Annotated in this window: 28 protein-coding genes and 1 tRNA gene; 10 read left to right on the top strand and 19 right to left on the bottom strand. The window is 69.8% G+C overall.

All coding sequences use genetic code 11. From position 1 onward, the window contains the following. On the top strand, positions 1-364 hold a 364-nt coding region (locus B072_RS43655; protein WP_018532026.1), incomplete at its 5' end, for a response regulator transcription factor. A 94-nt stretch (positions 365-458) separates the two neighbouring features. On the opposite strand, the gene B072_RS43650 is transcribed toward B072_RS43655, so the two are convergent. The 8 genes from B072_RS43650 to B072_RS0121395 all read right to left on the bottom strand — a co-directional run bounded on the left by B072_RS43650 (position 459) and on the right by B072_RS0121395 (position 5,452). Further along, positions 459-836, bottom strand: a complete 378-nt coding sequence (locus tag B072_RS43650; protein ID WP_018532025.1) for an NUDIX hydrolase — start codon at positions 834-836, stop codon at positions 459-461. 527 nt (positions 837-1,363) lie between these two features. After that, on the bottom strand, positions 1,364-1,810 hold the full coding sequence (locus B072_RS0121420; protein ID WP_018532024.1) for a PIN domain-containing protein: 447 nt from the start codon (positions 1,808-1,810) through the stop codon (positions 1,364-1,366). Next, positions 1,807-2,052, bottom strand: coding sequence for a type II toxin-antitoxin system Phd/YefM family antitoxin (locus B072_RS0121415; RefSeq protein ID WP_018532023.1), 246 nt, complete (start codon positions 2,050-2,052; stop codon positions 1,807-1,809). The genes B072_RS0121420 and B072_RS0121415 overlap by 4 nt, the downstream gene beginning before the upstream one ends. A gap of 187 nt (positions 2,053-2,239) precedes the next feature. Then, positions 2,240-2,569, bottom strand: coding sequence for an Lsr2 family DNA-binding protein (locus B072_RS49965; protein WP_420707560.1), 330 nt, complete (start codon positions 2,567-2,569; stop codon positions 2,240-2,242). Beyond that, the gene (locus tag B072_RS0121410) at positions 2,470-3,273 is read right to left on the bottom strand and encodes a restriction endonuclease (protein WP_018532022.1); all 804 of its coding nucleotides are present in this window, start codon (positions 3,271-3,273) and stop codon (positions 2,470-2,472) included. Before B072_RS0121410 ends, B072_RS49965 begins: the two co-directional genes overlap by 100 nt. A gap of 307 nt (positions 3,274-3,580) precedes the next feature. Continuing rightward, positions 3,581-3,654: transfer RNA gene (locus B072_RS0121405), tRNA-Pro, on the bottom strand. 48 nt (positions 3,655-3,702) lie between these two features. Then, positions 3,703-4,446 (bottom strand): Pr6Pr family membrane protein, encoded by a 744-nt coding sequence (locus tag B072_RS43645; protein WP_043244373.1) that lies wholly within the window; start codon positions 4,444-4,446, stop codon positions 3,703-3,705. Positions 4,447-4,504: 58 nt separating this feature from the next. Next, positions 4,505-5,452, bottom strand: coding sequence for a metallophosphoesterase (locus B072_RS0121395; RefSeq protein WP_026246117.1), 948 nt, complete (start codon positions 5,450-5,452; stop codon positions 4,505-4,507). Between the two features lie 75 nt (positions 5,453-5,527). Between B072_RS0121395 and B072_RS0121390 the strand changes: the two genes are divergently transcribed. After that, positions 5,528-5,992 carry a GatB/YqeY domain-containing protein gene (locus tag B072_RS0121390; RefSeq protein WP_018532020.1) on the top strand — a complete coding sequence of 155 codons (465 nt, stop codon included), beginning with the start codon at positions 5,528-5,530 and terminating at the stop codon, positions 5,990-5,992. 103 nt (positions 5,993-6,095) lie between these two features. Here B072_RS0121390 and B072_RS0121385 read toward each other — a convergent pair whose 3' ends face one another. Beyond that, positions 6,096-8,348, bottom strand: coding sequence for a transglycosylase domain-containing protein (locus B072_RS0121385; RefSeq protein WP_026246116.1), 2,253 nt, complete (start codon positions 8,346-8,348; stop codon positions 6,096-6,098). A gap of 429 nt (positions 8,349-8,777) precedes the next feature. Here B072_RS0121385 and B072_RS0121380 point away from each other — a divergent pair, with 429 nt between their 5' ends. Beyond that, positions 8,778-9,122, top strand: a complete 345-nt coding sequence (locus tag B072_RS0121380; protein WP_018532018.1) for a WhiB family transcriptional regulator — start codon at positions 8,778-8,780, stop codon at positions 9,120-9,122. 96 nt (positions 9,123-9,218) lie between these two features. Here B072_RS0121380 and B072_RS0121375 read toward each other — a convergent pair whose 3' ends face one another. Further along, positions 9,219-10,502 carry an ArsA family ATPase gene (locus B072_RS0121375; RefSeq protein ID WP_018532017.1) on the bottom strand — a complete coding sequence of 428 codons (1,284 nt, stop codon included), beginning with the start codon at positions 10,500-10,502 and terminating at the stop codon, positions 9,219-9,221. Between the two features lie 12 nt (positions 10,503-10,514). Then, positions 10,515-11,474 carry an ArsA-related P-loop ATPase gene (locus B072_RS0121370; protein ID WP_018532016.1) on the bottom strand — a complete coding sequence of 320 codons (960 nt, stop codon included), beginning with the start codon at positions 11,472-11,474 and terminating at the stop codon, positions 10,515-10,517. A 186-nt stretch (positions 11,475-11,660) separates the two neighbouring features. On the opposite strand from B072_RS0121370, the gene B072_RS47385 reads away from it, so the two are divergent. From B072_RS47385 to B072_RS0121350, 4 genes are all read left to right on the top strand, one after another. After that, a complete protein-coding gene (locus B072_RS47385; protein WP_086020382.1) occupies positions 11,661-11,825 on the top strand; it encodes a DUF4177 domain-containing protein in 165 nt (54 codons plus the stop codon). Beyond that, positions 11,822-12,295 carry a RidA family protein gene (locus tag B072_RS0121360; RefSeq protein ID WP_018532014.1) on the top strand — a complete coding sequence of 158 codons (474 nt, stop codon included), beginning with the start codon at positions 11,822-11,824 and terminating at the stop codon, positions 12,293-12,295. The genes B072_RS47385 and B072_RS0121360 overlap by 4 nt, the downstream gene beginning before the upstream one ends. Before the next feature lie 87 nt (positions 12,296-12,382). Next, positions 12,383-13,273 (top strand): NUDIX hydrolase, encoded by an 891-nt coding sequence (locus B072_RS0121355; protein ID WP_018532013.1) that lies wholly within the window; start codon positions 12,383-12,385, stop codon positions 13,271-13,273. Next, a complete protein-coding gene (locus B072_RS0121350) occupies positions 13,270-14,100 on the top strand; it encodes an MBL fold metallo-hydrolase (RefSeq protein WP_018532012.1) in 831 nt (276 codons plus the stop codon). Before B072_RS0121355 ends, B072_RS0121350 begins: the two co-directional genes overlap by 4 nt. Here B072_RS0121350 and B072_RS0121345 read toward each other — a convergent pair. The 3 genes from B072_RS0121345 to B072_RS0121335 all read right to left on the bottom strand — a co-directional run bounded on the left by B072_RS0121345 (position 14,097) and on the right by B072_RS0121335 (position 16,659). Beyond that, a complete protein-coding gene (locus B072_RS0121345) occupies positions 14,097-14,978 on the bottom strand; it encodes a sigma-70 family RNA polymerase sigma factor (RefSeq protein WP_018532011.1) in 882 nt (293 codons plus the stop codon). The genes B072_RS0121350 and B072_RS0121345 overlap by 4 nt on opposite strands. Continuing rightward, entirely contained in the window at positions 14,975-15,868 is an 894-nt protein-coding gene (locus tag B072_RS43640) for a nucleotidyltransferase domain-containing protein (RefSeq protein WP_018532010.1), read from the bottom strand. The genes B072_RS0121345 and B072_RS43640 overlap by 4 nt, the downstream gene beginning before the upstream one ends. Positions 15,869-15,984: 116 nt before the next feature. Beyond that, entirely contained in the window at positions 15,985-16,659 is a 675-nt protein-coding gene (locus B072_RS0121335; protein WP_016642758.1) for a Crp/Fnr family transcriptional regulator, read from the bottom strand. Positions 16,660-17,025: 366 nt separating this feature from the next. On the opposite strand from B072_RS0121335, the gene nth reads away from it, so the two are divergent. The 3 genes from nth to B072_RS0121320 all read left to right on the top strand — a co-directional run bounded on the left by nth (position 17,026) and on the right by B072_RS0121320 (position 20,193). After that, positions 17,026-18,045: an endonuclease III gene (gene nth, locus B072_RS0121330; protein WP_018532009.1), complete on the top strand. Its 1,020-nt coding sequence runs from the start codon at positions 17,026-17,028 to the stop codon at positions 18,043-18,045. 98 nt (positions 18,046-18,143) lie between these two features. Beyond that, positions 18,144-18,845, top strand: a complete 702-nt coding sequence (locus B072_RS0121325) for an NUDIX hydrolase (RefSeq protein ID WP_026246115.1) — start codon at positions 18,144-18,146, stop codon at positions 18,843-18,845. A gap of 148 nt (positions 18,846-18,993) precedes the next feature. Continuing rightward, positions 18,994-20,193 (top strand): MarP family serine protease, encoded by a 1,200-nt coding sequence (locus tag B072_RS0121320; RefSeq protein ID WP_018532007.1) that lies wholly within the window; start codon positions 18,994-18,996, stop codon positions 20,191-20,193. A 46-nt stretch (positions 20,194-20,239) separates the two neighbouring features. Here B072_RS0121320 and B072_RS49245 read toward each other — a convergent pair whose 3' ends face one another. The 5 genes from B072_RS49245 to acs all read right to left on the bottom strand — a co-directional run bounded on the left by B072_RS49245 (position 20,240) and on the right by acs (position 25,840). Further along, the gene (locus B072_RS49245; protein WP_078506512.1) at positions 20,240-20,425 is read right to left on the bottom strand and encodes a hypothetical protein; all 186 of its coding nucleotides are present in this window, start codon (positions 20,423-20,425) and stop codon (positions 20,240-20,242) included. A 275-nt stretch (positions 20,426-20,700) separates the two neighbouring features. Continuing rightward, positions 20,701-21,654, bottom strand: a complete 954-nt coding sequence (locus tag B072_RS0121315; RefSeq protein ID WP_026246114.1) for an alpha/beta fold hydrolase — start codon at positions 21,652-21,654, stop codon at positions 20,701-20,703. Continuing rightward, positions 21,651-22,160: a phage holin family protein gene (locus B072_RS0121310; RefSeq protein ID WP_018532005.1), complete on the bottom strand. Its 510-nt coding sequence runs from the start codon at positions 22,158-22,160 to the stop codon at positions 21,651-21,653. The genes B072_RS0121315 and B072_RS0121310 overlap by 4 nt, the downstream gene beginning before the upstream one ends. A gap of 54 nt (positions 22,161-22,214) precedes the next feature. Next, positions 22,215-23,624: a Na+/H+ antiporter NhaA gene (gene nhaA, locus B072_RS0121305; RefSeq protein WP_026246113.1), complete on the bottom strand. Its 1,410-nt coding sequence runs from the start codon at positions 23,622-23,624 to the stop codon at positions 22,215-22,217. 200 nt (positions 23,625-23,824) lie between these two features. Next, positions 23,825-25,840 carry an acetate--CoA ligase gene (acs, locus tag B072_RS0121300; RefSeq protein ID WP_078506511.1) on the bottom strand — a complete coding sequence of 672 codons (2,016 nt, stop codon included), beginning with the start codon at positions 25,838-25,840 and terminating at the stop codon, positions 23,825-23,827. Between the last annotated feature and the right edge of the window lie 64 nt (positions 25,841-25,904).

Here is a 25,904-nt window from a genome sequence, read left to right as displayed (position 1 = left end):
CGACCGGATCCCGGGCATCGACACCGTGCTCGGCGCGCTGCGGGACATCCGTGCCGGCCAGACCGTCCTGGACCCGAGCATCGTGGACTCCCTGGTGACGCGCCGGGACGGCATCGCCATCGACGACCTGACCCTGCGCGAGATCGACGTCCTGGAACACATCTCCCACGGGCTGTCCAACCGGGGTATCGCCGCCGCGCTCTTCATCTCGGTCAAGGCCGTCGAGAAGTACGTCAGCGTCATCTTCCGCAAGCTCGGACTCACCGACCAGCCCCTGGTCGACCGCCGGGTCACCGCGGCGCTCACTTTCCTGAGTGCCCAGAACGACGGAGGCCCCATGCCCCAGCGGACACCGATCCACTGATCCCCGCCCCCGAAGCCTGCCGGGCAGCGGCCGCTGGGGTCTGAAGAGGCCGCCCTCACGCGCTCGGACGCGAGGGCGGCCCTTTCGGCGCCGGTCAGCGCAGCGCGGCGGCGATGCGCTGTCGGAGCTGGGGATCGCTGACCTCTTCGATGTCGTGCCAGGCCGCGGCGGAGACTTCCTCGGTCTGGAGCTCGCCGATGTCGGCGGTGGTGCGGAAGAGGTACCGGAAGTCGCAGTGCTGGTGGGCGGGTTCGTTCTTGGCCGGGTCGGCGTCGATGGGGTGGATGCCGATGTCGAGCGGCACCTCGCCGCGTGGCGTGACGAGGTGGGGCGAGATGCCTGTCTCCTCGGCGAGTTCGCGTCCGGCGGCCTGGAGCAGGGTGTTGTCGGCGGGTTCCAGGTGGCCTCCGGGCAGGAGCCACATTCCGGTGGCGAGGTGGTGGATGTGCAGGACGCGGTGCGGCGTCGACAAGGATCGCGCCGGCGGTGGCGTGGCCGGGCAGGGGCGCGCGGTGGGGTTTGCCTGCGAGCGCGTTCATGACTCGAATCGCCAGGGCAGCGAGCGGCACAGGCAGCCGTTCCGCTCAGCGCGTTTGCGACTGCCCAGCATTCGCCGCCCGCGGAACTTCGGCAGGTCTGGCTGAGAGCGAGCGGCGTCCGGGGGACCCCGACCAAGTTCTCTCCAAGATTTCCCCCCAAACGATCACCGGAGAAGCGGAAAGGGCCTGACCCGGAATCCGAATCAGGCCCTTGACCTGTTCTTACAGCTGTCGGGGTGGCGGGATCTGAACCCACGACCTCTTCGTCCCGAATGAGGTTCGGGTGCTGACCTTGCCTGCCCGGATGGCGTTTCCCCTGGTCAGGGGTGTGGTCTCGATTGGTCTCGCGTGGTGTGGAAGGGCCTGCGGGAGCAAGTCGGCTCCCGAGTGACTCCCAACCTGCTGGTAGCCGGCCTCGCCGTGGGCGTGATCCCTCTACGGAAGCGCCCGATTGGTGGGTCTACAAGTCATCGGGCAGCAGCCGGAATGCTCCGTGTCCCGTCAGCGGCCGAACCATGCGGAAGTGCCGGTCCGAGGTGAACATGACCTCGGTTCGGTAGGCGGCGGCCAGAGCGACGTTCATGGCATCCGTCATGCCGATGCCCTTCCCTCCGTCTGCGTCCCGGTAGCCCTCGAGCACTGTCATCGCCGTGCGCACATGGGGGGTGATGTCGGGGATGGAGAACTTCCGCCTCTCAGTGCCCTTGGCGAGGAAGTCGATCGCGTTGTATGCGGCCTGCGCACTGATCTTCGTGGTCACCAAGTAGTCGAGTTCAGCCAGGACCATGGGTGAGATCACCATATGTCCAATGGTGGAGAAGGCTTTGCGGTGGATGGCGCTGCCGTCCGTCAAGGAGACGAGAAGCCGATAGAGGGCATTGGTGTCAGCGATGACGACAGCGCTCAAGAGCCCATCCCCTTCAGGGCTTCTTCGATGTCCTCATTGGTGAGATCGGGCCCTGTCCCGATGTCCGGAATCTCCATGTCCCCCATGGGCTCAGTCGAGTAGGGCGGAACCTCGTCGGCGTCGATCGGCACGACACGGGCGACGGGGCGGCCGTTCTTGGTCACCGTGATGGTCTCGCCTCGCTCAGCGGCGGCGAGTATCTGCGAGGACCTCTGGTTGAAATCACGAGCAGTGGCTTCCATGTACTACATGTTACTACTTCGTGGCGGCGTTCATCCGTTGCTGGCGCAGAGGGCTCGGTCGGTGCCGATCATTGGTCAGCCTCGGTCACGGCAGGACAACTTCCGGCCGGCAAGTGAGCGGCCTGCTGACGGCGGGGCGTAAGCCCCTCAGGTTCTTGCGCAGACACAGCCGACCCTGCTCGGTCATTCATCCATGGCCGTGGACCTGCTTGTACTTCTTGATCAGATCCTTTGGCGGTCTGCCCCGTTCGTTGACGGCGTGTCCCTGGCCCTTGGCCCATGCACGGACAAGAGACGGTGTGACGCCTGCACATGAATCCTGTTGCCGCGGGACGGACGGATTCCCAGGTGACTCAGGACTTGATCGCCTGGGAGGAGTGGGTGGTCCCTCTCCGCCAGGCCTCTCTGGCGGTCCCTCTAGGCCGGTCGATTCAATGACAGCAGCCAGCGCCCGCAGACGGGCGGCGGCCAAAGAGGGTGGCGCCGTGACGACATGGTTGCCGCCCTGCCGTTCCACTCCGGCGATGAGGGGGGACCCAGGAAGGTCAGAGCCTCCTCAATCTCGCTGCTGTCCAGAGGGGTCTCGAGTGCTCCCTTGGCTTCTCGCCAGATGTCGCTGACCCCCAGCACCCCGGTGGTGTAGCGGATGTCAACGGGATCATTCCCGCTCTTCCACAGGGTGTGCAGCACCAGGCTCAGGGCTTCCTGCCGTCGCTCCGCCGCCCGCCAGGTGAGTGCCAGCGCCTCTGCATCTTCTCCTGCGGTCACCATGGCGGCGATCTCGCGCGGTGAGAGTGGTGTGCGGCTGTGGCGCATGACGGCATCCGCAAGCTCTCGCGCGGTGATCAGAGCCACCTTTTCCCTTGCCGCTTCCTGGGTGACCCGGGCGTCGAACTGGGGGCCGACCAAGAGTGTGCTCTGCGCCATGTGGCGTTCGCGGTGTTCGCCCAGCCTCCAGAATTTGACGTCCTGATCAGTCACCAGTCCGGCGCCGTCCGTCTTGGCTTCCACTGCGACGCGCTGTCGATCAGTCGGCGACTGCCATAGCTCGATGACCACATCTGTCTTCTTCGGCCCGCCGTGCGTCTCGACGTCGACACCAAGTGCATTCAAGGCAGCCGCAACAGCCCGTTCGAATCGCTGGTAGTCAGCGCTGTCGGTGGCCGCCTGCACGACTTCGGTGGCCAGCGAGCCGAAGCTGCGCTGGCCAGTATCGGTCACGGCACGTGGCTCTGCGGCTGAGCTTCCCCGGGGAATGCCTTGGTCGGCGTTCTCCGAGAGGCCAGAGGTCACGCGGTCGAGGAGCGGCAAGGTGTTGACCAGCGAGGCCCCAACTCCGTTCGCCGGACCGTGAGTCCGATGCGGCGGGCCGGTTCACAGATGTGCCAGGCCGGCTCTGACGGTTGATGTGGGTGTGGCGTGGTCTCGTGAGGGCTGGGGAGCGAGTTGGCTCCCCAAACGGCCCCCCAACGCACATCAGGCCCGGTACTGATTTCTCAGTACCGGGCCTGACCTGGTGTTTCGGCTGTCGGGGTGGCGGGATTTGAACCCACGACCTCTTCGTCCCGAACGAAGCGCGCTGCCAAGCTGCGCCACACCCCGATGTCGTTGTTCCGGTCTCTGCTGTTCTGCAGGTCGCGGCGACGTCGTTTACTTTAGCCCACCGGGGCCCGGAGACGAAATCCGGTTTTCGGGGCCTCGGATCTCGGGCCTGATCCGGTCGAGGCCGACCAGGGCCAGGGCCAGGACGTAGAAGGCCAGGCCGAAGATCACGGCGTTGCCGAGGACGCCCGCGTAGCCGTGGATGTCGACGTCCAGGAACGGATACGGGTAGCGCGCCGGCGTGCCCGGAGTCATGATCGCGCCGCGGATCAGGGCGAAGCCGAAGTAGGCGAACGGGTAGATCAGCCACAGCCCCGCGTGGCGCAGCCGCAGGGTGCCGGGGCGGGTGAACAGGAGCCAGTTCAGGACCGTGGCGATGGGCGTGACCGTGTGCAGGAGCTGGTTGGAGACCGAGCGCCAGCCGGACATCACCTGGTCCGGGTCGTCCGTCATCGAGAAGCCGGACGAGGAGTTCGCCAGGACGAAGTGGTAGACGATCCCCGTGATGCAGATGAAGAGGAGGACGCCGCCGGTGACCAGCGGGGGGAGTGCCGGGCGGGCGGTCCAGGCGCGTACGGCGGAGAGCGCGAGGACGACCGCGACCAGGATGTTCGACTGGATCGTGAAGTAGCTCAGGACCCGCAGCGCGCTGTCGCTGATCGCCAGGTCGATGACGATGCCGGTCAGCGCCGCCAGGGCGATGAGCGCGCTGAACGCGGCGGCGACCGGACGCCGGTGGACGGGGACGACCGCCTCCGCCGGAACGGAGGCGGCGGAGTTCGGCGTGATCATGCGTCCCACCGTACGTCCGGGGGCGTGACGGCGCGAAAGGGCAGCGGAGGCAGCCGAGTTAGTGGCCCGGGGCCTTCGGCGCCAGAGTCAGCAGCGTGGCTTCCGGCGGGCAGGCGAAGCGGACCGGGGTGTAGCGGCTGGTGCCGCAGCCGGCCGAGACGTGCAGATACGACTCCCGGCCCTCCGCCTGGTGGGTGGACAGGCCCTTCACGCGGTCGGTGTCCAGGTCGCAGTTGGTGACGAGGGCGCCGTAGAAGGGGATGCAGAGCTGCCCGCCGTGGGTGTGCCCGGCGAGGACCAGCGGATAGCCGTCGGCCGTGAAGGCGTCGAGGGCACGCAGGTACGGGGCGTGCACGATGCCCATCGAGAAGTCGGGGCCGGACAGCGGGCCGCCCGCCACCTCCGCGTAGCGGTCGCGCTTGATGTGCGGGTCGTCCACGCCGGTGAGGCCGATCTCGACACCCTCCACCTTCAGCGTGCCGCGCGTGTTGGTGAGGTTCAGCCAGCCGGCCTCGTCGAAGCCGTCGCGCAGGCCCTGCCACGGGTTGTGGCGGGCGCCGACGATGGGCGCGTTGCCGTTCAGGCCGTGCTTGCCCGACACCTTCTCCTTCAAGTACCGGGCGGGGTTGCGGGGTGTGGGCCCGTAGTAGTCGTTGGAGCCGAAGACGTACGCGCCCGGGAACTCCATCAGCGGGCCGAGCGCGTCGAGCACCTCCGGGACGGCCTCCGGGTCGGAGAGGTTGTCACCGGTGTTGACGACGAAGTCGGGGCGCAGGCCGGCGAGGGAGCGCAGCCAGCGCTGCTTCTTGCGCTGCCCGCTCACCATGTGGATGTCGGAGACCTGGAGGACCCGCAGGGGGTGCATGCCGGGCGGCAGGACCGGGACCGTGACGCGTCGCAGACGGAAGGAACGGGCCTCGAACCCGGCCGCGTAGGCCACTCCGGCGGCACCCGCCGCCACGATGCCGGCAGAGACCTTGAGGGGAATTGCGTATCGCGCGCGCATGCACCCATCGTGTCAGACCGCCGGAGCCCGGAAATCCGTGGGCGCCGCTCCCCGGGCACCTGCGACAATCAAGGCATGACCACGCTCAAGTCGAAGCTGCAGGACGACCTCAACGCCGCGATCAAGGCGCGCGACGCGCTGCGCTCCTCGACGCTCCGGATGACCCTCGCCGCGATCACCACCCAGGAGGTCGCGGGCAAGGAGAAGCGCGAGCTCTCCGACGACGAGGTGCAGGCCGTGATCGTCAAGGAGGCGAAGAAGCGCCGCGAGGCGGCCGAGGCCTTCGAGAAGGGCGGGCGCGCCGAGTCCGCCGCCCAGGAGAAGGCCGAGGGCGAGGTGCTCGCCGAGTACCTGCCGCAGCAGCTGACCGACGCCGAGCTGGAGCAGATCGTCGCGCAGGCGGTCGAGGAGGCGAAGGCGGCCGGCGCCGAGGGCCCCCGCGCCATGGGCCAGGTCATGAAGATCGTGAAGCCGAAGGTCGCGGACCGCGCCGAGGGCGGCCGGGTCGCCGCGACGGTCAAGAAGCTGCTCGCGGGCTGAGTCCGCGTCAGGGGCCGACGGCTCCGGCAAGCAACGCCAACGAGAAGGGGCGCCTCCCGCAGCGGGAGGCGCCCCTTCTCGTACCTACGGGCTGGCGGGCCGACTACCGGCCCCAGCCTCCGCCGTTGTCGTTCCCGCCGTTCCCGTTGCCCTGGATCAGGCCGTCCGGGATGGAGAAAGTGGGATCGGGGTTGGGGTCGTCGCCGCCGTTGCCGCCCCCGTTGTCACCGGGCTTGCCGTCGTCGCGGCCCTTGTCCTTGTCCTTGTCCTTGCCCTTGTCGGGGTTGGGGATGTTGACCATGGTGAACTCGGGCGCGGGCTTCCCGGACAGCGCGCCGGTCATGGCCTGCCGCCAGATCGGACCGGGCGTGTCGGCGCCGTAGACCTTGTCGTGGTAGCGGCCGCCGATGGTGATGTTGGTCATCGGGACGTTCTGCTGCGGGCCGCCGACCCAGACGGCGCCGGACAGGTTCGGCGTGTAGCCGACGAACCAGGCGTTCTTGCGCTCGTCCGTGGTACCGGTCTTACCGGCGTTGTCCCGGTCGCCGAGGCCGGCCTGCTGACCCGTACCGGAGTCGGTCACGCCGCTGAGCAGCGTATTGATCTTGTCCGCGGTCTCCGTCGACATCGCGCGCGTGCACTTCGTCTTCGGGACGTCGAGCGCCTTGCCCGTGCTGGCCATGGTGATCGACTCGATGGCGACCGGCGTGCAGTACGTGCCCTCGTTGGCGAACGCGGCGTACGCGGAGGCCATCGTCAGCGGCGACAGGGCCGTCGAACCGAGGGTCATCGACGACGGCACCTCGGGCAGCTTCGCGCCGTTGCCCTGCACGACGTGCAGCTTGTCGGTCATCTTCACGACCGGGCACATGCCGGTGTCGCCGAGCATCTGCACGAAGTACGTGTTGATGGACTTCTCCATCGCCTCCTTGAGGCGATAGGGGCCGGACTCCGACTCGTTCTCGTTCTCCACCTTGTAGCCGCGGTCGTTGACCCACGGCTTGCCGCTGCACGTCTGCACGCTGCTCGGATACGGCATCTGGTACGGCGCCGGGTACTGCTGCGTGATCGGCGTGCCGCCCTCGAGCGCGGCCGCGGCCAGGAACGGCTTGAACGTCGAACCCGTCGGGAAGCCGAAGTTGGAGCCGTTGTAGGCGTGGTTGACCGAGAAGTTGATGGACGTCTCGTTCTTGTCGTAGCCGTACGGCTTCGACTGGCCCATGCCGACGATCTTGCCGGTGCCCGGCTCGACGAGCGTGACCGCCGTCGCCACCGAGTCCGACTTGTTGACGTTGTTCCTTATGGCCGCCTGCACCGAGTCCTGGGACTGCGGGTCGAGCGTCGTCTTGATGGTCAGGCCGCCGCGGCTCCAGAGCTTGGCGCGCTTCTCCTTCGTGTCGCCGAAGACCGGGTCGCTCTTCACGACCCGCTCGACGTAGTCACAGAAGAACGCCGCGCCCTTGACCGCGGTGATGCAGCCGTTCTGCGGCTTGCTGACCTTCAGGCCGAGGTCCGACTCCTTCGCCTTGTCGGCCTCGGCCTGCGAGATGTCGTGGACGTCGGCCATGCGCTGCAGCACGATGTTGCGCCGCTTCTTCGCCTCGGCGCCGTCGTTGACCGGGTCGAACCGGCTCGGCGACTGCACGATGCCGGCGAGCAGCGCGGACTCCTGGACGTTCAACTCCTTGGCCGGCTTGGAGAAGTAGCGCTGGGCCGCGGCCTCGACGCCGTACGCCTGCTGCCCGAAGTACGTGATGTTCAGGTAGTTGGCGAGGATCTTCTTCTTGCCGAGGTCCTTCTCGATCTGGATCGCGAACTTCAGCTCGCGGACCTTGCGCCCGATCGTCTGCTGGGTGGCCTGCGCCAGCTTGGTCGGGTCGTCGCCCGCCTCCTCCATGAAGACGTTCTTCACGTACTGCTGGGTGAGGGTGGAGGCGCCCTGCGAGACGCCGCCGCCCCGCGCGTTGGCGTTGATGGCGCGCAGGACGCCCTTCGCGTCGATGGCCCCGTGCTCGTAGAAGCGCGAGTCCTCGATCGCGACGATCGCCTTCTGCATGTACGGCGAGATGTCGTCGAGCTTCACGACCGTGCGGTCGCGCCAGTAGTACGTGGCGATCTTGTTGCCCTGGTTGTCCAGGAACGTGGTGCGCTGGCTGAGCGGCGGCTGCTTGAAGGCGGCCGGAGTCTCGTCGAACCCCTCGACCGAGCCCTTGGCCGCGAGGCCGAGCGCCCCCGCGGCGGGCAGCGCGATACCGGCGAGGACGGCTCCCGCGAGCACACTGACACCGAGGAACTTGGCGGCCTGTTGGGCCGGCGACATACCGCCGCCGCTCCCGGCCGAGCGCTTCTTTCCCATACGGGGCAGCCTACGTTCTGATTCTCCGGACAGGCGTATATGCCTTGGCCTAAGCTGCACTCAACTGTCACAGCCGTGCGGTCTCGTATCAAGACGTGGGACGAACCCGAATCGTTCCCTAGTCATTCCCGCCCCCTCTCACGGGCCATTCGTGTGAGGGCCGGAAGGTGTCCGAAACCGCCTCGTGTGTCATCCGACGTCCGTTGTGGCGCAAGTGAACTGTCCAGATTTGCCGGGGTTGTTACGCATGTCTCCCGGTCACTCCGTCGGGTGATCTGACGCTTACGCATAGTCCGTTCGGGCCATTCAAGATTGGGCCCGAAGGGGGTGTTGCGCTGTGCCCACCTTCCGTAACGTCCTCAACTGGCGGCGGTGAATATGCCGCTGCCGCCGTGGGGGAGCCTCGATTCGGGAGAGGACGGCGCCGGTATGGGCTGGGTAGTCGACTGGAGTGCGCAGGCGGCCTGCCGCACTACCGATCCGGACGAACTGTTCGTTCAAGGAGCAGCGCAGAACCGGGCGAAGGCGGTGTGCACGGGATGTCCCGTGCGGACCGAGTGCCTGGCAGACGCGCTGGACAATCGCGTCGAGTTCGGCGTGTGGGGTGGCATGACGGAGCGAGAGCGCCGCGCACTGTTGCGCAGGCGTCCGACCGTCACCTCATGGCGCCGGCTGCTTGAGACGGCGCGGACGGAGTACGAGCGTGGCGCGGGGCTGCTGCCCGCGGACCTCGACAACGACGAGACGTACGAGAGGTACGCAGCCGTCGGCTAGCGCCGTACGGCAGCAGGCGTACCGGCCGACACTCGTACGACGGACATCAACGTACGTCTGGCGTCAACAGACGTACGGCTGACGTCAACAGACGGCTCATGACGCAGCTCCGGCCGGAGTGCCACCGGCCGCGAGCCGGTCTCCGATGTCACGGAGGCCGGACAGGTCATGAACATCACCGGGCAGCGCCGCGACCTCGGTCACGGGGACCTCGGGGTGCAGCGCGGTGAAGCGGTCACGCGTGCGCTGTTCGCGCGCGACGACCTGCATGCGCTCGGCGTGCAACCGCAGCAGACCCGCGGTCAGCTGCTCGACGGTGGGCTCGTCCGGGAATTCGGTGGTGGATGCCGGGGTCTCCGCTGCGGCGGGGGAGCCGGACGCGGGAGCGGTACGCACCTCTTCCTTCCCGGCCGTCTGATCCACAATGCGGCGCTCGTCAAGATTTTCCGCGGCGGCGAGCGCGCGCTGCGCGGACAGCTTCTCGGCGTCGCTGCCGTGCACCCGGTTGAGCACGAGACCGGCCAGCGGCATCCGCTCCGCGGCCAGCCGCTCCACGAAGTACGCGGCCTCGCGCAGCGCGTCCCGCTCGGGCGCGGCGACGACCAGGAAGGCCGTCCCGGGCGCCTGGAGGAGCTTGTACGTGGCGTCCGCCCGGGTGCGGAAACCGCCGAACATGGTGTCCATCGCGGCCACGAACGTCTGGACGTCGCGCAGCAGTTGACCGCCGAGCAGTTTGCCGAGAGCGCCCGTCATCATCGACATCCCGACGTTCAGGAACTTCATCCCGGCCCGCCCGCCGACCTTCGCGGGAGCCATCAGCAGCCGGATGAGCTTGCCGTCGAGGAACGAGCCGAGCCGCTTGGGCGCGTCCAGAAAGTCCAGCGCCGAGCGGGAGGGCGGCGTGTCGACGACGATCAGGTCCCATTCGTCACGGGACCTGAGCTGCCCCAGCTTCTCCATCGCCATGTACTCCTGCGTGCCCGCGAAGCCCGCCGAGAGCGACTGGTAGAAGGGGTTGCTCAGGATCGCCTCGGCCCGCTCGCCGTCCGCGTGCGCCTCGACGATCTCGTCGAAGGTGCGCTTCATGTCGAGCATCATGGCGTGCAGCTCACCGCCCTCCGCCCCTTCGGCGGGCGTGATGTCCTTCACCCGCCGCGGCACGTTGTCCAGCGAGTCGATGCCCATGGACTGGGCGAGCCGGCGGGCCGGGTCGATGGTCAGCACGACGACCTTGCGGCCGCGCTCGGCGGCGCGCAGGCCGAGCGCCGCGGCGGTCGTCGTCTTGCCGACGCCGCCGCTGCCGCAGCAGACCACGATGCGGGTGGCCGGGTCGTCGAGCAGCGGGTCGATGTCGAGCGCGCCTTCAGGGTTCAGCGTCATCGAAGCGGTCCCTCAGATCCCTTGCTGTCGCAGTTCCTCGGCGAGCGTGTACAGGCCCGCGAGGTCCAACCCCTCGGTGAGCAACGGCAGTTCGTGCAGCGGAAGCCCCGCCTCGGTGAGCAGCCCGCGCTGGGCGCCCTCCAGGGCGTACCGCTCCGCGTACTCCTCGGCCTGCGCGAGCAGCGGCCCCACGAGCCGCTTCGCGCTGCCGAGCCCGGACGCGGCGAGCGCCTCGGTGACGGCGGGCGCCACGTCCGGGGAACGGGTCAGCGCCAGGGCGGGTTCCCCGAGAAGCGCGGGCCGCACCATGTTCACCATGATCCGTCCCACGGGCAGCTGCGCGGAGCGCAGTTCGGCCATCCCGTCGAGGGTCTCCTGGACCGGCATCTCCTCCAGCAGGGTCACCAAGTGCACCGCTGTCTCACGGGACTTGATGACCCGCATGACCGCCTGCGCCTGATTGTGTATCGGCCCCATCTTGGCGAGCCCGGCCACCTCGTCGTTCACGTTCAGGAAGCGGGTGATGCGGCCGGTGGGCGGGGCGTCCATCACCACGTAGTCGTACGCGTAACGGCCCTGCTTGTCCTTCCTGCGGACCGCCTCGCACGCCTTGCCGGTGAGGAGTACGTCCCTGAGCCCCGGCGCGATCGTCGTCGCGAAGTCGATCGCGCCCAGCTTCTTCAGGGCGCGGCCGGCGCCGCCCAGCTTGTAGAACATCTGGAGGTAGTCCAGAAGCGCCAGCTCGGGATCGATGGCCAGCGCGTACACCTCGCCCCCGCCGGGCGCGACGGCGATCTTCCGTTCCTCGTAGGGAAGTGCTTCGGTCTCAAAGAGCTGTGCGATGCCCTGCCTGCCCTCCACCTCCACCAGGAGAGTGCGCTTGCCCTCGGTCGCGAGGGCGAGCGCGAGTGCGGCGGCGACCGTGGTCTTTCCGGTACCGCCCTTGCCGCTGACGACCTGGAGCCTGCTCACGTCATCGAGCGTAACCAGTAGGTGGCCCGATCACGCACCAGCCTCCGGAACGACCGGGGCCTGCCGGGCGGATCCGGCCGGACAATCGGTGGCCATGACTGGTCGGCGCGGGGCACCGGCCCCCGCGACTCCAGCAGGATCCGCCCGGGAGGCCCTGGCCTCACTTCGGCGGCTACAGTCGGCCCCATGGCAAAGAAGTGGGAATACGCGACGGTGCCGCTCCTGGTGCACGCGACGAAGCAGATCCTGGACACCTGGGGCGAGGACGGCTGGGAGCTCGTCCAGGTCGTGCCGGGGCCGAACAACCCCGAGCAGTTGGTGGCGTACCTGAAGCGGGAGAAGGACGCGTGAGCGGGCGGGTCGAGGCTCGGCTCGCCGAGCTCGGTCTGACCCTGCCGCCCGTCGTGCCGCCGGTCGCCGCGTACCAGCCGGCCGTCCGGTCCGGGGCCTACGTGTACACGGCCGGGCAGCTGCCGATGGTCGACGGCGTGCTGACGCTGACCGGCAAGGTCGGTGACGAGGTCACCGCCGAGCAGGCCAAGGAGCTCGCCGCGACCTGTGCGCTGAACGCGCTGGCGGCCGTGAAGTCCGTCACCGGTGACCTGGACCGCATCGAGCGTGTCGTGAAGGTCGTCGGCTTCGTGGCGTCCGCCACCGACTTCACCGCGCAGCCCGGCGTCATCAACGGCGCCAGCGAACTGCTCGGCGAGGTCCTCGGCGACAAGGGCGTCCACGCCCGCAGCGCCGTCGGCGTCGCGGTGCTTCCGCTGGACGCGCCGGTCGAGGTGGAGATCCAGGTGGAGCTCACCCCCGAGGCCTGAGCCTTCGCGTACGTACGAGAGGCCGTCCCCGATCTTCGTCGGGGGCGGCCTCTCGAACATCTACGTGAGTCGGGATAGCCTCCGGCCATGTCCAACGGCCAGTGGTACCCCCCGGAGTGGCCGGACCGCATCCGCGCCCTCGCCGCCGGCACGCTCACGCCCGCGACCCCGCGCCGCGCGGCCACCGTGATGCTGCTCAGGGACGCCGTTTCCGGCGGCCTCGAAGTGCACATGCTCCGCAGACGTACGTCGATGGCGTTCGCCGCCGGTGCCTACGCGTACCCGGGCGGCGGCGTGGACCCGCGTGACGACGACCGGCAGGTGCGCTGGGCGGGTCCCGCGCTCGCGGTGTGGGCCGGGCGGCTCGGCGTGCCGGAGAAGGACGCCCAGGCGATCGTCTGCGCCGCCGTGCGCGAGACGTTCGAGGAGGCGGGCGTGCTGCTCGCGGGCCCGACCCCGGACAGCGTCGTCGACGACACGACCGGCGCGGACTGGCAGGCCGACCGGCAGGCGCTGATCGGCCGCGATCTCTCCTTCGCCGAGTTCCTTCAGCGGCGGGGCCTCGTCCTGCGCTCCGACCTGCTCGGCGCGTGGGCGCGCTGGATCACCCCCGAGTTCGAGCCGCGCCGCTACGACACGTGGTTCTTCGCGGCCGCGCTCCCGGCGGGCCAGCGCACCAGCGACGACTCCTCCGAGGCCGACCGCACCGTGTGGATCGGGCCGGAGCGGGCCGCGTCGGCGTACGACCAGGGCGAGTTGACGATGATGCCGCCCACCATCGCGACGCTGCGCACGCTCCAGGAGTACGTGACCGCGCGCGCCGCCCTCGACGGGGCGGCGGGGCGCGACCTCACCCCCGTACTGGCCCAGGCGCGTTTCGAGGACGGCGAGCTGGTGCTGTCCTGGCCGGGGCACGACGAGTTCACCAAGCACATCGCGTCGGGCGCGACAGGACAGACCGGGGGAACCAACCGATGACCGAGGCCGCCGCCCTGCCGGGGCAGCCGCGCGGCGGGGTGCTCTCGGGCCCCGCCACCGCCCGCGCCGTCAACGTGCTGGCGCCCAACGCGTCCGCGATGACCCTCGACGGCACCAACACCTGGCTCGTCGCCGAGCCGGACAGCGACCTCGCCGTCGTGATCGACCCGGGCCCGCTCGACGACGCCCACCTGCGGAACGTGATGGCCGTCGCCGAGAAGGCCGGCAAGCGCGTCGCGCTCACCCTCCTCACCCACGGCCACCCCGACCACGCCGAAGGGGCGGGCAGATTCGCCGAGTTGACCGGGACGAAGGTGCGCGCGCTCGACCCGGCGCTGCGCCTCGGCGACGAGGGCCTGGCGGCGGGCGACGTCGTCACGACCGGCGGCCTGGAGCTGCGGGTGGTCCCCACCCCCGGCCACACCGCCGACTCGCTCTGCTTCCATCTCCCCGCGGACCGGGCCGTGTTGACCGGTGACACCATCCTCGGCCGCGGCACGACCGTGGTCGCGCACCCGGACGGCCGCCTCGGCGACTACCTGGACTCCCTGCGGCGGCTGCGGTCCCTGACCGTCGACGACGGCGTGCACACGGTGCTCCCCGGGCACGGCCCGGTCCTCGACGACGCCCAGGGCGCCGTCGAGTTCTACCTCGCGCACCGCGCCAACCGGCTGGCCCAGGTGGAGACCGCCGTCGAGAACGGGTACACGTCGGCGTCCGAGGTCGTGGCCCACGTCTACGCGGACGTGGACCGCACCCTGTGGCCGGCGGCCGAGCTGTCCGTCCTGGCCCAGCTCGACTACCTGCGCGAACACGGTCTGATCTAGGACCAGTTCGCGGTGATCGCGGCGACCCGCACCGGGTCGGTGATGATGTCGACGGCGATGATCCTGCCGCCCCGGAACGTGAAGGCGCCGACGGTGGCGGGCTTGCCGTTCGGCGCCGCCACCATGCCCATGCCGTCGCCCACGAACGCCGGGAAGGTGACCGGGGCCATCCGCCCGTACGTCGCCGCCTGACCCGCCACCTCCAGCGCGCCGCGCACCAGCAGCGACGCGGTGCCCGGGCCCTGGTCGACGCGGAGCAGGACGTCCGGGTCGAGGAGTGCGAGCAGCGCCTCGAAGTCACCCGCGCGCGTGGCGGACAGCCAGGCGTCGACGACCTCGCGCTGCCGGGCGAGATCCGTGTCGGGGGCGGGCGCGCGCCCCTGCACCCGGCGGCGGGCCCGGCTCGCCAGCTGCCGGGTCGCCGCGGGCGTGCGCTCCACGATCGGCGCCAGCTCCTCGAACGGCACCGCGAACATGTCGTGCAGCACGAACGCGAGCCGCTCGGCGGGCGCCAGCGTGTCGAGCACGACGAGCAGCGCGAGCCCCACGGAGTCGGCGAGTTCGGCCTCGTGCACGGGATCGACGGGTCTGACCACCGGATCGGGCAGCCGGAACTCCTCCCCGGTGTCCGTCTCGAACGGCTCCTCGCGGCGCGTGGTCCTGGCCCGCAGCATGTCGAGGCAGATCCGCCCGACGACCGTGGTCAGCCACCCGCTCAGGTTCCGCACCTCGGCGCTGTCCGCCCGCTGGAGCCGCAGCCAGCCCTCCTGGACCGCGTCCTCCGCCTCGTTCAGCGAACCGAGCATCCGGTACGCCACGGAACGCAGCCGGCCCCGCTCCGCCTCGAAACGGACGGCCAGATCGGCCTGTGTGGTCATGAGTGGGCCCCTCCCCTGTGTGGTGCCTCGGCATTGCCGCCGTGCTTCGTGCCGTGCTTCCTGCCGTGCTCCGTGCCGTGCTCCGTGCTGTTGTGCTTCCTGCCGTGCACGCGCGCGTACTCGCCCGCGAGCCACGGCCCGAGTTCCTCGGTGTACGCGTGCAGGGCGCCTGGATCCCCGTCCGGCGCGTACGCGGCGTCGGCGGCGGCCCGCACCTGCCGCGCCCACCGCGGGTAGTAGGCGCCGAACGCGTCGGCCATCTCGTACAGATCGCTGGTCCAGCCGTTCCAGCGGGGCATCACGAGCGTGAAGGCGGTGCGGACGAGATGCCGTGCGACACGTCGCTGGAGCGCGCGGCGCTCGTCGGCCTCGGCGGCGCGCCCGGTCTGCTCGCGCCAGAGCGGCAGGCGCTCGGCCAGGTCGCCGTTGGTCTCCCGCGCGAGCAGCGAGGTGGGCCGGTAGCGCGGCAGGTACTCGGCCAGGTCCTCGCCGAGCAGCGGTGTGCACAGACAGGCCACGAACCACCCCAGGTCGTAGGTCTCCGCCTCCCTGAGCAGCCGCGCCCGGCCGAACACCAGCGTGCCGGCGCCGTCGATCTGGCCGAACTCCTTGTCCAGCGCCTCGTCGACGGCGCGTGCGGCGGCCCGGTCGGCCTCGGTGGGCTCGGCGCGCAGGACGAGCAGCAGATCGAGGTCGGACCGGCCGGGCCGTGCGGTGCCGCGCGGCACCGAGCCGTACAGGTACGCGCCTGTCAGCCGTGCCCCGAAGACGTCGAGCAGCCGGTCCCGTGCCGCGGCCACGACCGGGCGGAACGGTTCCTCGACGCGGCCCAGTGAGCCCTCGCGCGCGATGTATCCCTGGGCGTCGAGCCCACGGTCCGGATCTGCCATGGGGCCACTGTGCAGGGAAGAGGCGCACGGGGCACGGCATTTCCGTGGTTCTACGCCGACGGGTCCCGCCACGAGGTGTGGCGGGACCCGTCGTACGTCGTGGCGTCGTGCCGTCGCTACCGCGAACGCTTCGCGAGGCGCTCCACGTCCAGCAGGATCACGGCGCGGGCCTCCAGGCGCAGCCAGCCACGTCCGGCGAAGTCCGCGAGGGCCTTGTTGACCGTCTCGCGGGAGGCGCCGACCAGCTGGGCCAGCTCTTCCTGTGTGAGGTCGTGCACGACGTGGATGCCCTCCTCGGACTGCACGCCGAAGCGGCGCGACAGGTCGAGCAGCGCGCGGGCGACACGGCCCGGCACGTCGGAGAAGACCAGGTCGGACATCTGGTCGTTCGTCTTGCGCAGGCGCCGGGCGACGGCGCGCAGCAGGGCGGCGGCCACCTCGGGGCGTGCGTTGAGCCACGGCTGGAGGTCGCCGTGGCCGAGGCCGAGCAGCTTCACCTCGGTGAGGGCGCTGGCGGTCGCGGTGCGCGGGCCGGGGTCGAACAGCGAGAGCTCGCCGATCAGCTCGCCGGGGCCGAGCACGGCCAGCATGTTCTCGCGGCCGTCGGGGGAGGTGCGGTGGAGCTTCACCTTGCCCTCGGTGACCACGTACAGGCGGTCGCCGGGGTCGCCCTCGTGGAACAGGGCGTCGCCGCGTGCGAGGGTCACCTCACTCATGGAGGCGCGGAGCTCCGCGGCCTGCTCGTCATCGAGCGCCGCGAAGAGCGGGGCGCGCCGCAGAACGTCGTCCACGAGTTTCTCTCCTATGTCGCCTGCAGTGTGGGAAACGGTCGGGAAAGCTATTTCCCGTTGCCCATTTTGCCGGACGGTCCAAACAGTGTGATCAGTCACTCAGCTACAAGTCTGCCGCACCTGCGTCACAACCCGAGGGGGAGGGGGCCAATCGGGGGCCGATCCCACGGCTCCGGGGCGGATGTCGGCGGTGACCTTTAGGCTGGCCGGGTGTCCAAAAAGCCGGTGAGAGCGCAGGCAGAGGGGGCTGAGACGATGTCGGCCGAACAGGATTCCGCTGTGGGCGAACATGCGCGGTCGGGGCCCTTGCGGTGCTCCGTTCCGGGGTGCGTACAGGGTTCCGTGCAGGGGAAGGCCGCGTAGTCGATGCCCACAAAGAAGCAGACCACGCGGTCCTCGGCGACCAGGAAAGCGACGCCCGAACCGAAGGCCGCCGCGGTGAAGAAGACGGATACGAAGACCGCGGCGACGAAGACCGCGGCGACGAAGGCTGCGGCGACGAAGACCGCAGCCACGAAGGCTGCGGCGACGAAGGCTGCGGCGACGAAGACCGCGGCGACGAAGACCGCAGCCACGAAGACCGCGGCGAAGAAGCCTCCCGCCAAGCCCGAGTCACGCACGGCTCTCGTCCGGCGCGCCCGCAGGATCAACCGGGAGCTCGCGGAGACGTACCCGTACGCCCACCCGGAGCTGGACTTCGAGAGCCCCTTCCAGCTCCTGGTCGCCACGGTGATGTCCGCCCAGACGACCGACCTGCGGGTCAATCAGACGACCCCGGGCCTGTTCGCCAGGTACCCGACCCCGGAGGACCTCGCCGCGGCCAACCCGGAGGACGTCGAGGAGCTCATCCGCCCGACCGGCTTCTTCCGTGCGAAGACGAGGTCGATCATGGGCCTGGCCAAGGCCCTGACGGAGGACTTCGGCGGCGAGGTCCCGGGCCGCCTCGAAGACCTGGTCAAGCTCCCCGGCGTGGGCCGCAAGACGGCGTTCGTGGTGCTCGGCAACGCCTTCGGGCGCCCCGGCATCACCGTCGACACCCACTTCGGCCGCCTCGTACGCCGCTGGAAGTGGACGGAGGAGACCGACCCGGACAAGGTCGAGAAGGCGATCGGCGAGCTGTTCCCCAAGAGCGAGTGGACGCAGCTCAGCCACAACGTGATCTTCCACGGCCGCCGCATCTGCCACGCCCGCAAACCGGCCTGCGGCGCCTGCCCGATCGCCCCGCTCTGCCCGGCGTACGGAGAGGGCGAGACGGACCCGGAGAAGGCGAAGAAGCTGCTCAAGTACGAGAAGGGCGGCTTCCCCGGCCAGCGCCTGAAGCCGCCTCAGGGATACCTGGACGCGGGAGGCATCGCCGCCCCGCCGCTGGGCACCCCGTCCGGGTGACGGACGGGGAAAGCGGAACGAAGAGGGGGCGGTCGGGCGTTGGGTCCATCACGACAGGTACGGGGGCGGCGATGAAGCACGTGAGAGAGATCGGCGGGATGAGCGGGACCGGGGACGCCGAGGGCGGTGCGCCCGACGTCACCCTGCGCACGGCAGGCCTGCCCGACTGGCTCGCCCCCGTGGCCGACGCCGCGCGGACGGTCCGCGGCGAACAGCTCAGCCGCTTCCTGCCGCCGAAGGACGGCGCGGGCCGGCAGTCCGCGGTGCTGATCCTGTTCGGCGAGGGCGAGCGCGGCCCCGAGCTGCTGCTCATGGAGCGCGCGGGCTCCCTCAGATCGCACGCGGGCCAGCCCTCCTTCCCCGGCGGCGCCCTCGACCCGGAGGACGGCGACCCGCGCACGGACGGCCCGCTGCACGCCGCCCTGCGCGAGGCCTGGGAGGAGACGGGCCTGGACCCGCACGGCGTCCAGCTCTTCGGCGTGCTGCCGCGGCTCTACATCCCGGTGAGCGGATTCGTCGTCACGCCCGTACTGGGATGGTGGCGGGTGCCCTCACCCGTCGCCGCGGTCGACCCCGCGGAGACGGCCCGCGTCTTCACGGTCCCCGTGGCCGATCTCACGGACCCGGCGAACCGGGCGACGACGGTCCACCCGAGCGGTCACAGGGGCCCGGCGTTCCTCGTGGAATCGGCGCTGGTCTGGGGATTCACGGCGGGAGTGATCGACAGACTGCTGCACTACGCGGGCTGGGAGCGCCCATGGGACCGGGAGAACACGGTGCCACTCGACTGGCGCTCATGACAGGGTGTTCGCCGTGCTGTGCAATCCCGGTGACCATGATGTGAGGCGAGGCGTGACGAGGCGGGGCGTGCTGTGCCTTCCCGGGGGACACCCCCCGGACCCCCGGCCGGACCGGCGGGCCGACATGTTGAAGAGGCGGGGCTGAACGGTGAACGTGCTGGACATCCTGCTGCTCGTCGCCGCCGTGTGGTTCGCCGTCATCGGCTACCGCCAGGGCTTCGTCGTCGGCATCCTGTCGGTGATCGGCTTTCTGGGCGGCGGCCTCGTCGCGATCTATCTACTGCCCGTGCTGTGGGGCGCGATCACCGACGACGCGGCGGTCTCGACGACGGCCGTGATCGTCGCCGTGGTCGTCGTCATCGTCTGCGCCTCGGTCGGCCAGGCCTTCACCACGCACCTGGGCAACAAGCTGCGCAGATACATCACCTGGTCCCCGGCCCGCGCGCTCGACGCGACGGGCGGCGCGCTGGTCAACGTGGCGGCGATGCTGCTGGTCGCGTGGCTGATAGGTTCCGCGCTCGCCGGAACGACACTGCCCACGCTCGGCAAGGAAGTGCGCGGATCGAAGGTGCTGCTCGGGGTCTCGCAGGCACTGCCGACCCAGGCCGACACGTGGTTCGCGGACTTCTCCTCCACCCTCGCGCAGAACGGATTCCCCCAGGTCTTCAGCCCGTTCGCCAGCGAGCCGATCACCGAGGTCCGCCCGCCGGACCCGGCCCTCGCGAGCGGCGCGGTCGCGACGAACGCCAAGCGGTCCATCGTCAAGGTCGTGGGCCAGGCGCCCAGTTGCGGCAAGGTCGTCGAGGGCACCGGCTTCGTCTTCTCCGACCGTCGCGTGATGACGAACGCGCACGTGGTCGGCGGCGTCGACGAACCCACCGTGCAGATAGGCGGCGAGGGCGTGAAGTACGACGCGAAGGTCGTCCTCTACGACTGGAAGCGCGACATCGCCGTCCTGGACGTGCCGTCCCTGAAGGCGCCCGCGCTCCAGTTCACGCAGACCGACGCACAGCGCGGCGGCGGCGCGATCGTCGCGGGCTTCCCGGAGAACGGCGCGTACGACGTGCGTCCCGCGCGCGTCCGCGGCCGGATCGACGCCAGCGGCCCGGACATCTACCACCGCGGCACGGTCGAGCGCGACGTGTACTCGCTGTACGCGACAGTCCGTCAGGGCAACTCCGGAGGACCGCTGCTGACGCCCGAGGGCAAGGTCTACGGCGTGGTCTTCGCGAAGTCGCTCGACAACGAGCAGACGGGCTACGCCCTGACCGGCGACGAGATCCGCACCGACATCACCCGGGGGCGCTCAGCGGTCCAGCAGGTGGACACGGACGCCTGCGCGCTGTGACGACTCGCCGGTCCGGCAGGTGAACTCGCCTGCCCGGCAGGCGAGTTCAGTCGCGGCTCGTATGCCTCAGCCGCGCCGAAACCCAGCGGGCCCGACGCCGCAGGATACGCGGAATACCCAGTTGGGGATCGTGCGCCGGATCTTCTTGCGGCGCCCCCCTCTGGAGAGAGCCCAGCGTCATCGCTGGGCGGCGGTTGCGTGCTGCGTCACTGTAGTCGTGCGTCCAGCCCATAACTCGACGTGTGCCCGTGCCTCATGGTCGGTAACCTCTCCCACCGCCCCCAAATTGGCGTATGCGGCAGGCATTTGGCTGTTCGTAGGACAGACGTTCCCGCCCGGATGCCGGTCGCTCACGGAGCGCACACACACCCTCACCGATCGGGCTCGGGATCTTTCAGCCAGTTCACGAGTTCCTTGGAGAACGCCGCGGGATCTTCCTCGTGCGACTGTGTCTTCCCGGGGGGTAACCCCCGGACCCCCAGCCGGGAGCGGTGATCTCGCCGGCGCCTACCGATCGGGCTCGGGGTCCTTCAGCCAGTTCACGAGTTCCTTGGAGAACGCCGCGGGATCTTCCTCGTGCGGGAAGTGGCCGAGGCCGTCGAACAGCCGCCAGCGGTACGGGGCTTCGACGTACTCGCCGGAGCCGGCCGCGCTCCGCGTGCGCATCACCGGATCGAGCGAGCCGTGCAGGTGCAGGGTGGGGACCCGCACCGGGCGCTTCATGCGCCGGTTGAACTGGATGCCGTCGGGCCGCGCGAGCGAGCGCACCATCCAGCGGTACGGCTCGATCGAGCAGTGCGCCGTCGACGGGATCAGCATGGCGCGCTGGTAGGTCTCCACCGTCAGGTCGTCGGGCTGGTGCGGGCCCGACCAGTCGCGGACGAGCTTGCCCACCAGCTCCCCGTCATTGGCGAGGAGTTGACGCTCCGGCAGCCACGGGCGCTGGAAGCCCCAGACGTACGAACCCGAGCGCGACTGCCGGTAGTCCGCGAGCATCGCCGAGCGCCAGCGGCGCGGATGCGGCATCGACGACACCACGAGCCGGCGCACCAGCTTGGGCCGCATCACGGCCGCGGTCCAGGCGAGATACCCGCCGAGGTCGTGGCCGACGAGCGCCGCGTCCGGCTCGCCGAGCGAGCGCACCACACCGGTGATGTCGAGCGCCAGGTTCGCCGGGTCGTAGCCGCGCGGCGTCCGGTCGCTGCCGCCGACGCCCCGCAGGTCCATGGCGACGGCCCGGAAGCCCGCGTCGGCGAGCGCGACGAGTTGGTGCCGCCACGTCCACCAGAACTGCGGGAAGCCGTGCAGCAGCAGGACCAGCGGTCCGTCGCCCATCTCGGCGATGTGGAACCGCGCGCCGTTGGCGGCGACGTCCCGGTGCAGCACCTCTCTGCCGGGCACGTCGACACGTACGGCAGAAGTGGGCGGCTGTGCGGCCGAAGGAGTGGCGGGGTCCGTCATGAAGACGAGCGTGCCACAGCCTCGATGGCCTCGGGGACACGGTCGCCGGGCGTCACCTGTCGGGGGTGCGGCTTGGCGTGCTGCAGTACGCCGGCCGTCTCCTTGAACGAGGCGGCGACCTTCTGCGGGCCCTTGCCCTTCTTGGCCTTCTTGGCGAAGACGACGCCGATCAGGCTGAGCAGGACCGCGAGGACGACGCTCGCCGTGAAGGAGAGCAGGAAGCACCAGGCGAGGTTCCAGCCGCCCCGGCCGTTGAAACCGCCGGTCCAGGCGTTGATGGCGTACGCCAGGGCGAAGCTCAGCATCGGCAGCGAGAAGACCAGCACGGCCACGGCCACGGTGAACATGCCACCGCTGGTCGCCCCGCGCTTCACGTCCTGCTTGAGCTGCGCCTTCGCGAGGGCGATCTCGTCGTGCACCAGTGCGGACATCTCGGTCGTCGCCGAGGCGAACAGCTGGCCGATGCTGCGTTCGGCGCCGACCGGGCTGCCGTCGGGTGCGCTCATCGCGTACTCCCTGTTTTTCTGTCGGTGCTCCGTATGTGCGGACTCGTTGTCAGATCATGCCGGACGCTCGTCCTGGTCGCCTGCCCCGGCCGCCACTTCGGCAAGCCTGCGGTGCTCGGCGGCCTTCTTCTCGTAGATCTCGGCCATCCGGAGGTGGTACTCCGGCTTGTCGAGCTCGTAGATGTCGGGGATGCCGTCCTGGTCGTCGTCGCGCTCCTCGGCCTCGTACAGGGCCCGGTACTTGGCGTTCCGCATCTTCAGCAGGACGCTGGAGAGCACCGCCGCGATCAGCGAGCCCATGAGGACGGCGGCCTTGACCTCGTCGGTGAGCAGCGGGTCGTCGGTGAAGGCGAGTTCGCCGATGAGCAGGGAGACCGTGAAGCCGATGCCGGCGAGCGAGGCGACCGCGAACACGTCGGGCCAGGCCAGTTCGTCGGAGAGCGAGGCCTTGGTGAACCGGGCCGTCAGCCACGTACCGCCGAAGATGCCGACGGCCTTGCCGACGACGAGACCGAGCACCACACCGAGCGTCTCCGGCTTGGTGAACACATCGCCCAGGGCCCCGCCCGACACGACCACACCGGCGCTGAACAGCGCGAACAGCGGCACCGCGAACCCGGCCGAAAGCGGCCGCACGATGTGTTCGATGTGCTCGCCGGGGGACTGCTCCTCGCCCTCCTCACGGTGGCAGCGCAGCATCAGGCCCATGGCGACACCGGCGATGGTGGCGTGGATGCCGCTGTTGTACATGAGGCCCCAGATGATCAGGGCCAGCGGCACGTAGATGTACCAGCCGCGGACGCGCTTGCGCAGCAGCAGCCAGAAGACGGCGAGACCGACGAAGGCCCCGGCGAGCGCCAGGAAGTTGAGGTCGCTGGTGAAGAAGACCGCGATGATCAGGATCGCGAACAGGTCGTCGACGACGGCGAGGGTGAGCAGGAAGGCGCGCAGGGCGCTCGGCAGTGACGTGCCGATGACGGCGAGGACGGCGAGCGCGAACGCGATGTCGGTGGCGGTGGGCACGGCCCAGCCGCTCATCGAGCCGCCGCCGATCGCGTTGACGACGGTGTAGACGATCGCGGGCATCGCCATGCCGCAGATGGCGGCGACGACCGGCAGCGCGGCCGCCTTGGGGTCGCGCAGATCGCCGGCGACGAGCTCGCGCTTGAGCTCGATTCCGGCGACGAAGAAGAAGACGGCGAGCAGTCCGTCGGCCGCCCAGTGCTCGATGGAGAGGTTCAGGCCGAGCGCGCCGGGCCCGAGGTGGAAGTCGCTGACGGCCTCGTAGCTGTGGCGCAGGGCCGGTACGTTCGCCCAGATCAGCGCGGCGATCGCGGCGAGGAGAAGCAGGACGCCGCCGACGGTCTCGGTGCGCAGGGCGTCGGCGACGAAGTTCCGCTCGGGCAGTGAGAGCCGGCCGAGTGCTGTGCGGTCGTGCTTGCTCTGCTTGGTGGGCGCGGCCACGGCGGGGACCTCCGGTCGGGTACGGCTGATGACTTCGCCGACCAGACTTCCCGGCACACCCTGTGGACTTCCTGTCGCGTTCTTGACGCGGCCTTCACCCTACCGGGTGTACGTGGGACGTACCTGGTGATCGTCACCCTACGCACGAAACGGGCACCCGGCGCGTTCGCCGGGTGCCCGTTGTGCGTGCTTATGGGTGATCAGTCCTCGCTGGGTGCCGCGGGGAGCTTGGTCTGGATGAGGTCCATGACGGAGGAGTCGGCGAGGGTGGTGACGTCACCGACGGCCCGGTTCTCCGCGACGTCGCGCAGCAGGCGGCGCATGATCTTTCCGGAGCGGGTCTTGGGCAGTTCGGCGACGGGCAGGACCCGCTTGGGCTTGGCGATCGGGCCGAGCACCGAGCCCACGTGGTTGCGCAGGTCGGCGACGAGGGACTCGTCCTCGGCGTTCGCGGTGCCGCGCAGGATCACGAAGGCGACGATGGCCTGTCCGGTGGTCTCGTCGGCGGCGCCGACCACGGCTGCCTCGGCGACGGCCGGGTGCGAGACGAGCGCGGACTCGACCTCGGTGGTCGAGATGTTGTGCCCGGACACGAGCATGACGTCGTCGACCCGGCCGAGCAGCCAGATGTCGCCGTCCTCGTCCTTCTTGGCGCCGTCACCGGCGAAGTACCGGCCCTCGAAGCGCGACCAGTAGGTGTCGATGAACCGCTGGTCGTCGCCCCAGATGGTGCGCAGCATGGACGGCCACGGCTCGGTCAGCACCAGGTAGCCGCCGCCACCGTTCGGTACCTCGTTCGCCTCGTCGTCGACTACGGTCGCCGAGATGCCGGGCAGGGCGCGCTGGGCGGAGCCCGGCTTGGTCTCGGTGACGCCCGGCAGCGGCGCGATCATCATGGCGCCGGTCTCGGTCTGCCACCAGGTGTCCACGATGGGCGCCTTGTCGCCGCCGATGTTCTTCCGGTACCAGACCCACGCCTCGGGGTTGATCGGCTCGCCCACGGAACCCAGCACACGGAGGCTGCTGAGGTCGAACTTCGCGGGGATGTCGTCGCCCCACTTCATGAACGTCCGGATCGCGGTGGGCGCGGTGTAGAGGATCGTGACGCCGTACTTCTGCACGATCTCCCAGAACCGGCCCTGGTGCGGGGTGTCCGGGGTGCCCTCGTAGATGACCTGCGTCGCACCGTTCGAGAGCGGTCCGTACGTGATGTACGAGTGGCCGGTGACCCAGCCGATGTCGGCCGTGCACCAGTAGACGTCGGTCTCGGGCTTGAGGTCGAAGACCGCGTGGTGCGTGTACGACGCCTGGGTGAGGTAGCCGCCCGAGGTGTGCAGGATGCCCTTCGGCTTACCCGTCGTGCCCGACGTGTAGAGGATGAAGAGCGGGTGCTCGGCGTCGAACGCCTGCGGAGTGTGCTCGGCGGACTGGCCGGCGACGACGTCGTGCCACCACACGTCGCGGCCCTCGGTCCAGGCCACGTCCTGCCCGGTGCGCCGCACGACGAGGACCTTGTCCACGGATACGCGGGTGAGGGCCTCGTCGACGGCGGGCTTGAGCGCGGAGGGCTTGCCGCGGCGGTAGCCGCCGTCGGAGGTGATGACGACCTTGGCGTCGGCGTCCTCGATGCGCTTGGCGATCGCGTCGGCCGAGAAGCCGCCGAAGACCACCGAGTGGGCGGCACCGATGCGGGCGCAGGCGAGCATCGAGATGACGGCCTCGGGGATCATCGGCAGGTAGACGGCGACCCGGTCGCCGCTCTGCACGCCCAACTCGGTCAGCGCGTTCGCGGCCCGGCTGACCTCGTCCTTCAGCTCCGCGTAGGTGATGGCGCGGCTGTCGCCCGGCTCGCCCTCGAAGTGGATCGCGACCCGGTCGCCGTTGCCGGCCTCGACGTGCCGGTCGACGCAGTTGTAGGCGACGTTCAGCTTGCCGTCGGCGAACCACTTCGCGAACGGCGGGTTCGACCAGTCCAGCGTCTCGGTCGGCTCGCTGGCCCAGGTCAGGCGGCGGGCCTGCTCGGCCCAGAAACCGAGCCGGTCAGCCTTGGCCTGCTCGTACGCCTCCGCCGTGACGTTGGCGTTCGCGGCCAGGTCGGCAGGCGGCGCGAAGCGTCGCTCCTCTTTGAGGAGGTTGGCCAGGCTTTCGTTGCTCACGACATCTCCCTTGCGGTGCTTTGCCGGGGCGACCGTTGTGTCCCAGAACACACAGCTCATCAGACGTCGCCCCCTGGTGACAAGGGGGGTCGGCGAATTGGTTTAGACCTGTACCCCGTAGCTG

The sequence above is a fragment of the Streptomyces sp. HmicA12 genome, from assembly GCF_000373565.1.
GTDB lineage: Bacteria > Actinomycetota > Actinomycetes > Streptomycetales > Streptomycetaceae > Streptomyces.
The sequence above is the reverse complement of the archived record's forward strand: the minus strand, read 5'-3'. Positions and strand labels throughout refer to the sequence as shown.

Coding starts and splice junctions, on each gene's coding strand:
- B072_RS0121315 (WP_026246114.1), bottom strand. CDS start 21,654: ATGACGGACCCCGCCACTCCTTCGGCCGCACAGCCGCCCACTTCTGCC.
- B072_RS0121380 (WP_018532018.1), top strand. CDS start 8,778: ATGGGCTGGGTAGTCGACTGGAGTGCGCAGGCGGCCTGCCGCACTACC.
- nth (WP_018532009.1), top strand. CDS start 17,026: ATGCCCACAAAGAAGCAGACCACGCGGTCCTCGGCGACCAGGAAAGCG.
- B072_RS0121345 (WP_018532011.1), bottom strand. CDS start 14,978: ATGACCACACAGGCCGATCTGGCCGTCCGTTTCGAGGCGGAGCGGGGC.
- B072_RS0121310 (WP_018532005.1), bottom strand. CDS start 22,160: ATGAGCGCACCCGACGGCAGCCCGGTCGGCGCCGAACGCAGCATCGGC.
- B072_RS49245 (WP_078506512.1), bottom strand. CDS start 20,425: ATGGGCTGGACGCACGACTACAGTGACGCAGCACGCAACCGCCGCCCA.
- B072_RS0121415 (WP_018532023.1), bottom strand. CDS start 2,052: ATGGAAGCCACTGCTCGTGATTTCAACCAGAGGTCCTCGCAGATACTC.
- B072_RS0121325 (WP_026246115.1), top strand. CDS start 18,144: ATGAGCGGGACCGGGGACGCCGAGGGCGGTGCGCCCGACGTCACCCTG.
- B072_RS0121375 (WP_018532017.1), bottom strand. CDS start 10,502: ATGACGCTGAACCCTGAAGGCGCGCTCGACATCGACCCGCTGCTCGAC.
- B072_RS0121350 (WP_018532012.1), top strand. CDS start 13,270: ATGACCGAGGCCGCCGCCCTGCCGGGGCAGCCGCGCGGCGGGGTGCTC.
- B072_RS43640 (WP_018532010.1), bottom strand. CDS start 15,868: ATGGCAGATCCGGACCGTGGGCTCGACGCCCAGGGATACATCGCGCGC.
- B072_RS0121385 (WP_026246116.1), bottom strand. CDS start 8,348: ATGGGAAAGAAGCGCTCGGCCGGGAGCGGCGGCGGTATGTCGCCGGCC.
- B072_RS47385 (WP_086020382.1), top strand. CDS start 11,661: ATGGCAAAGAAGTGGGAATACGCGACGGTGCCGCTCCTGGTGCACGCG.
- B072_RS0121355 (WP_018532013.1), top strand. CDS start 12,383: ATGTCCAACGGCCAGTGGTACCCCCCGGAGTGGCCGGACCGCATCCGC.
- B072_RS0121395 (WP_026246117.1), bottom strand. CDS start 5,452: ATGCGCGCGCGATACGCAATTCCCCTCAAGGTCTCTGCCGGCATCGTG.
- acs (WP_078506511.1), bottom strand. CDS start 25,840: ATGAGCTGTGTGTTCTGGGACACAACGGTCGCCCCGGCAAAGCACCGC.
- B072_RS0121390 (WP_018532020.1), top strand. CDS start 5,528: ATGACCACGCTCAAGTCGAAGCTGCAGGACGACCTCAACGCCGCGATC.
- B072_RS43645 (WP_043244373.1), bottom strand. CDS start 4,446: ATGATCACGCCGAACTCCGCCGCCTCCGTTCCGGCGGAGGCGGTCGTC.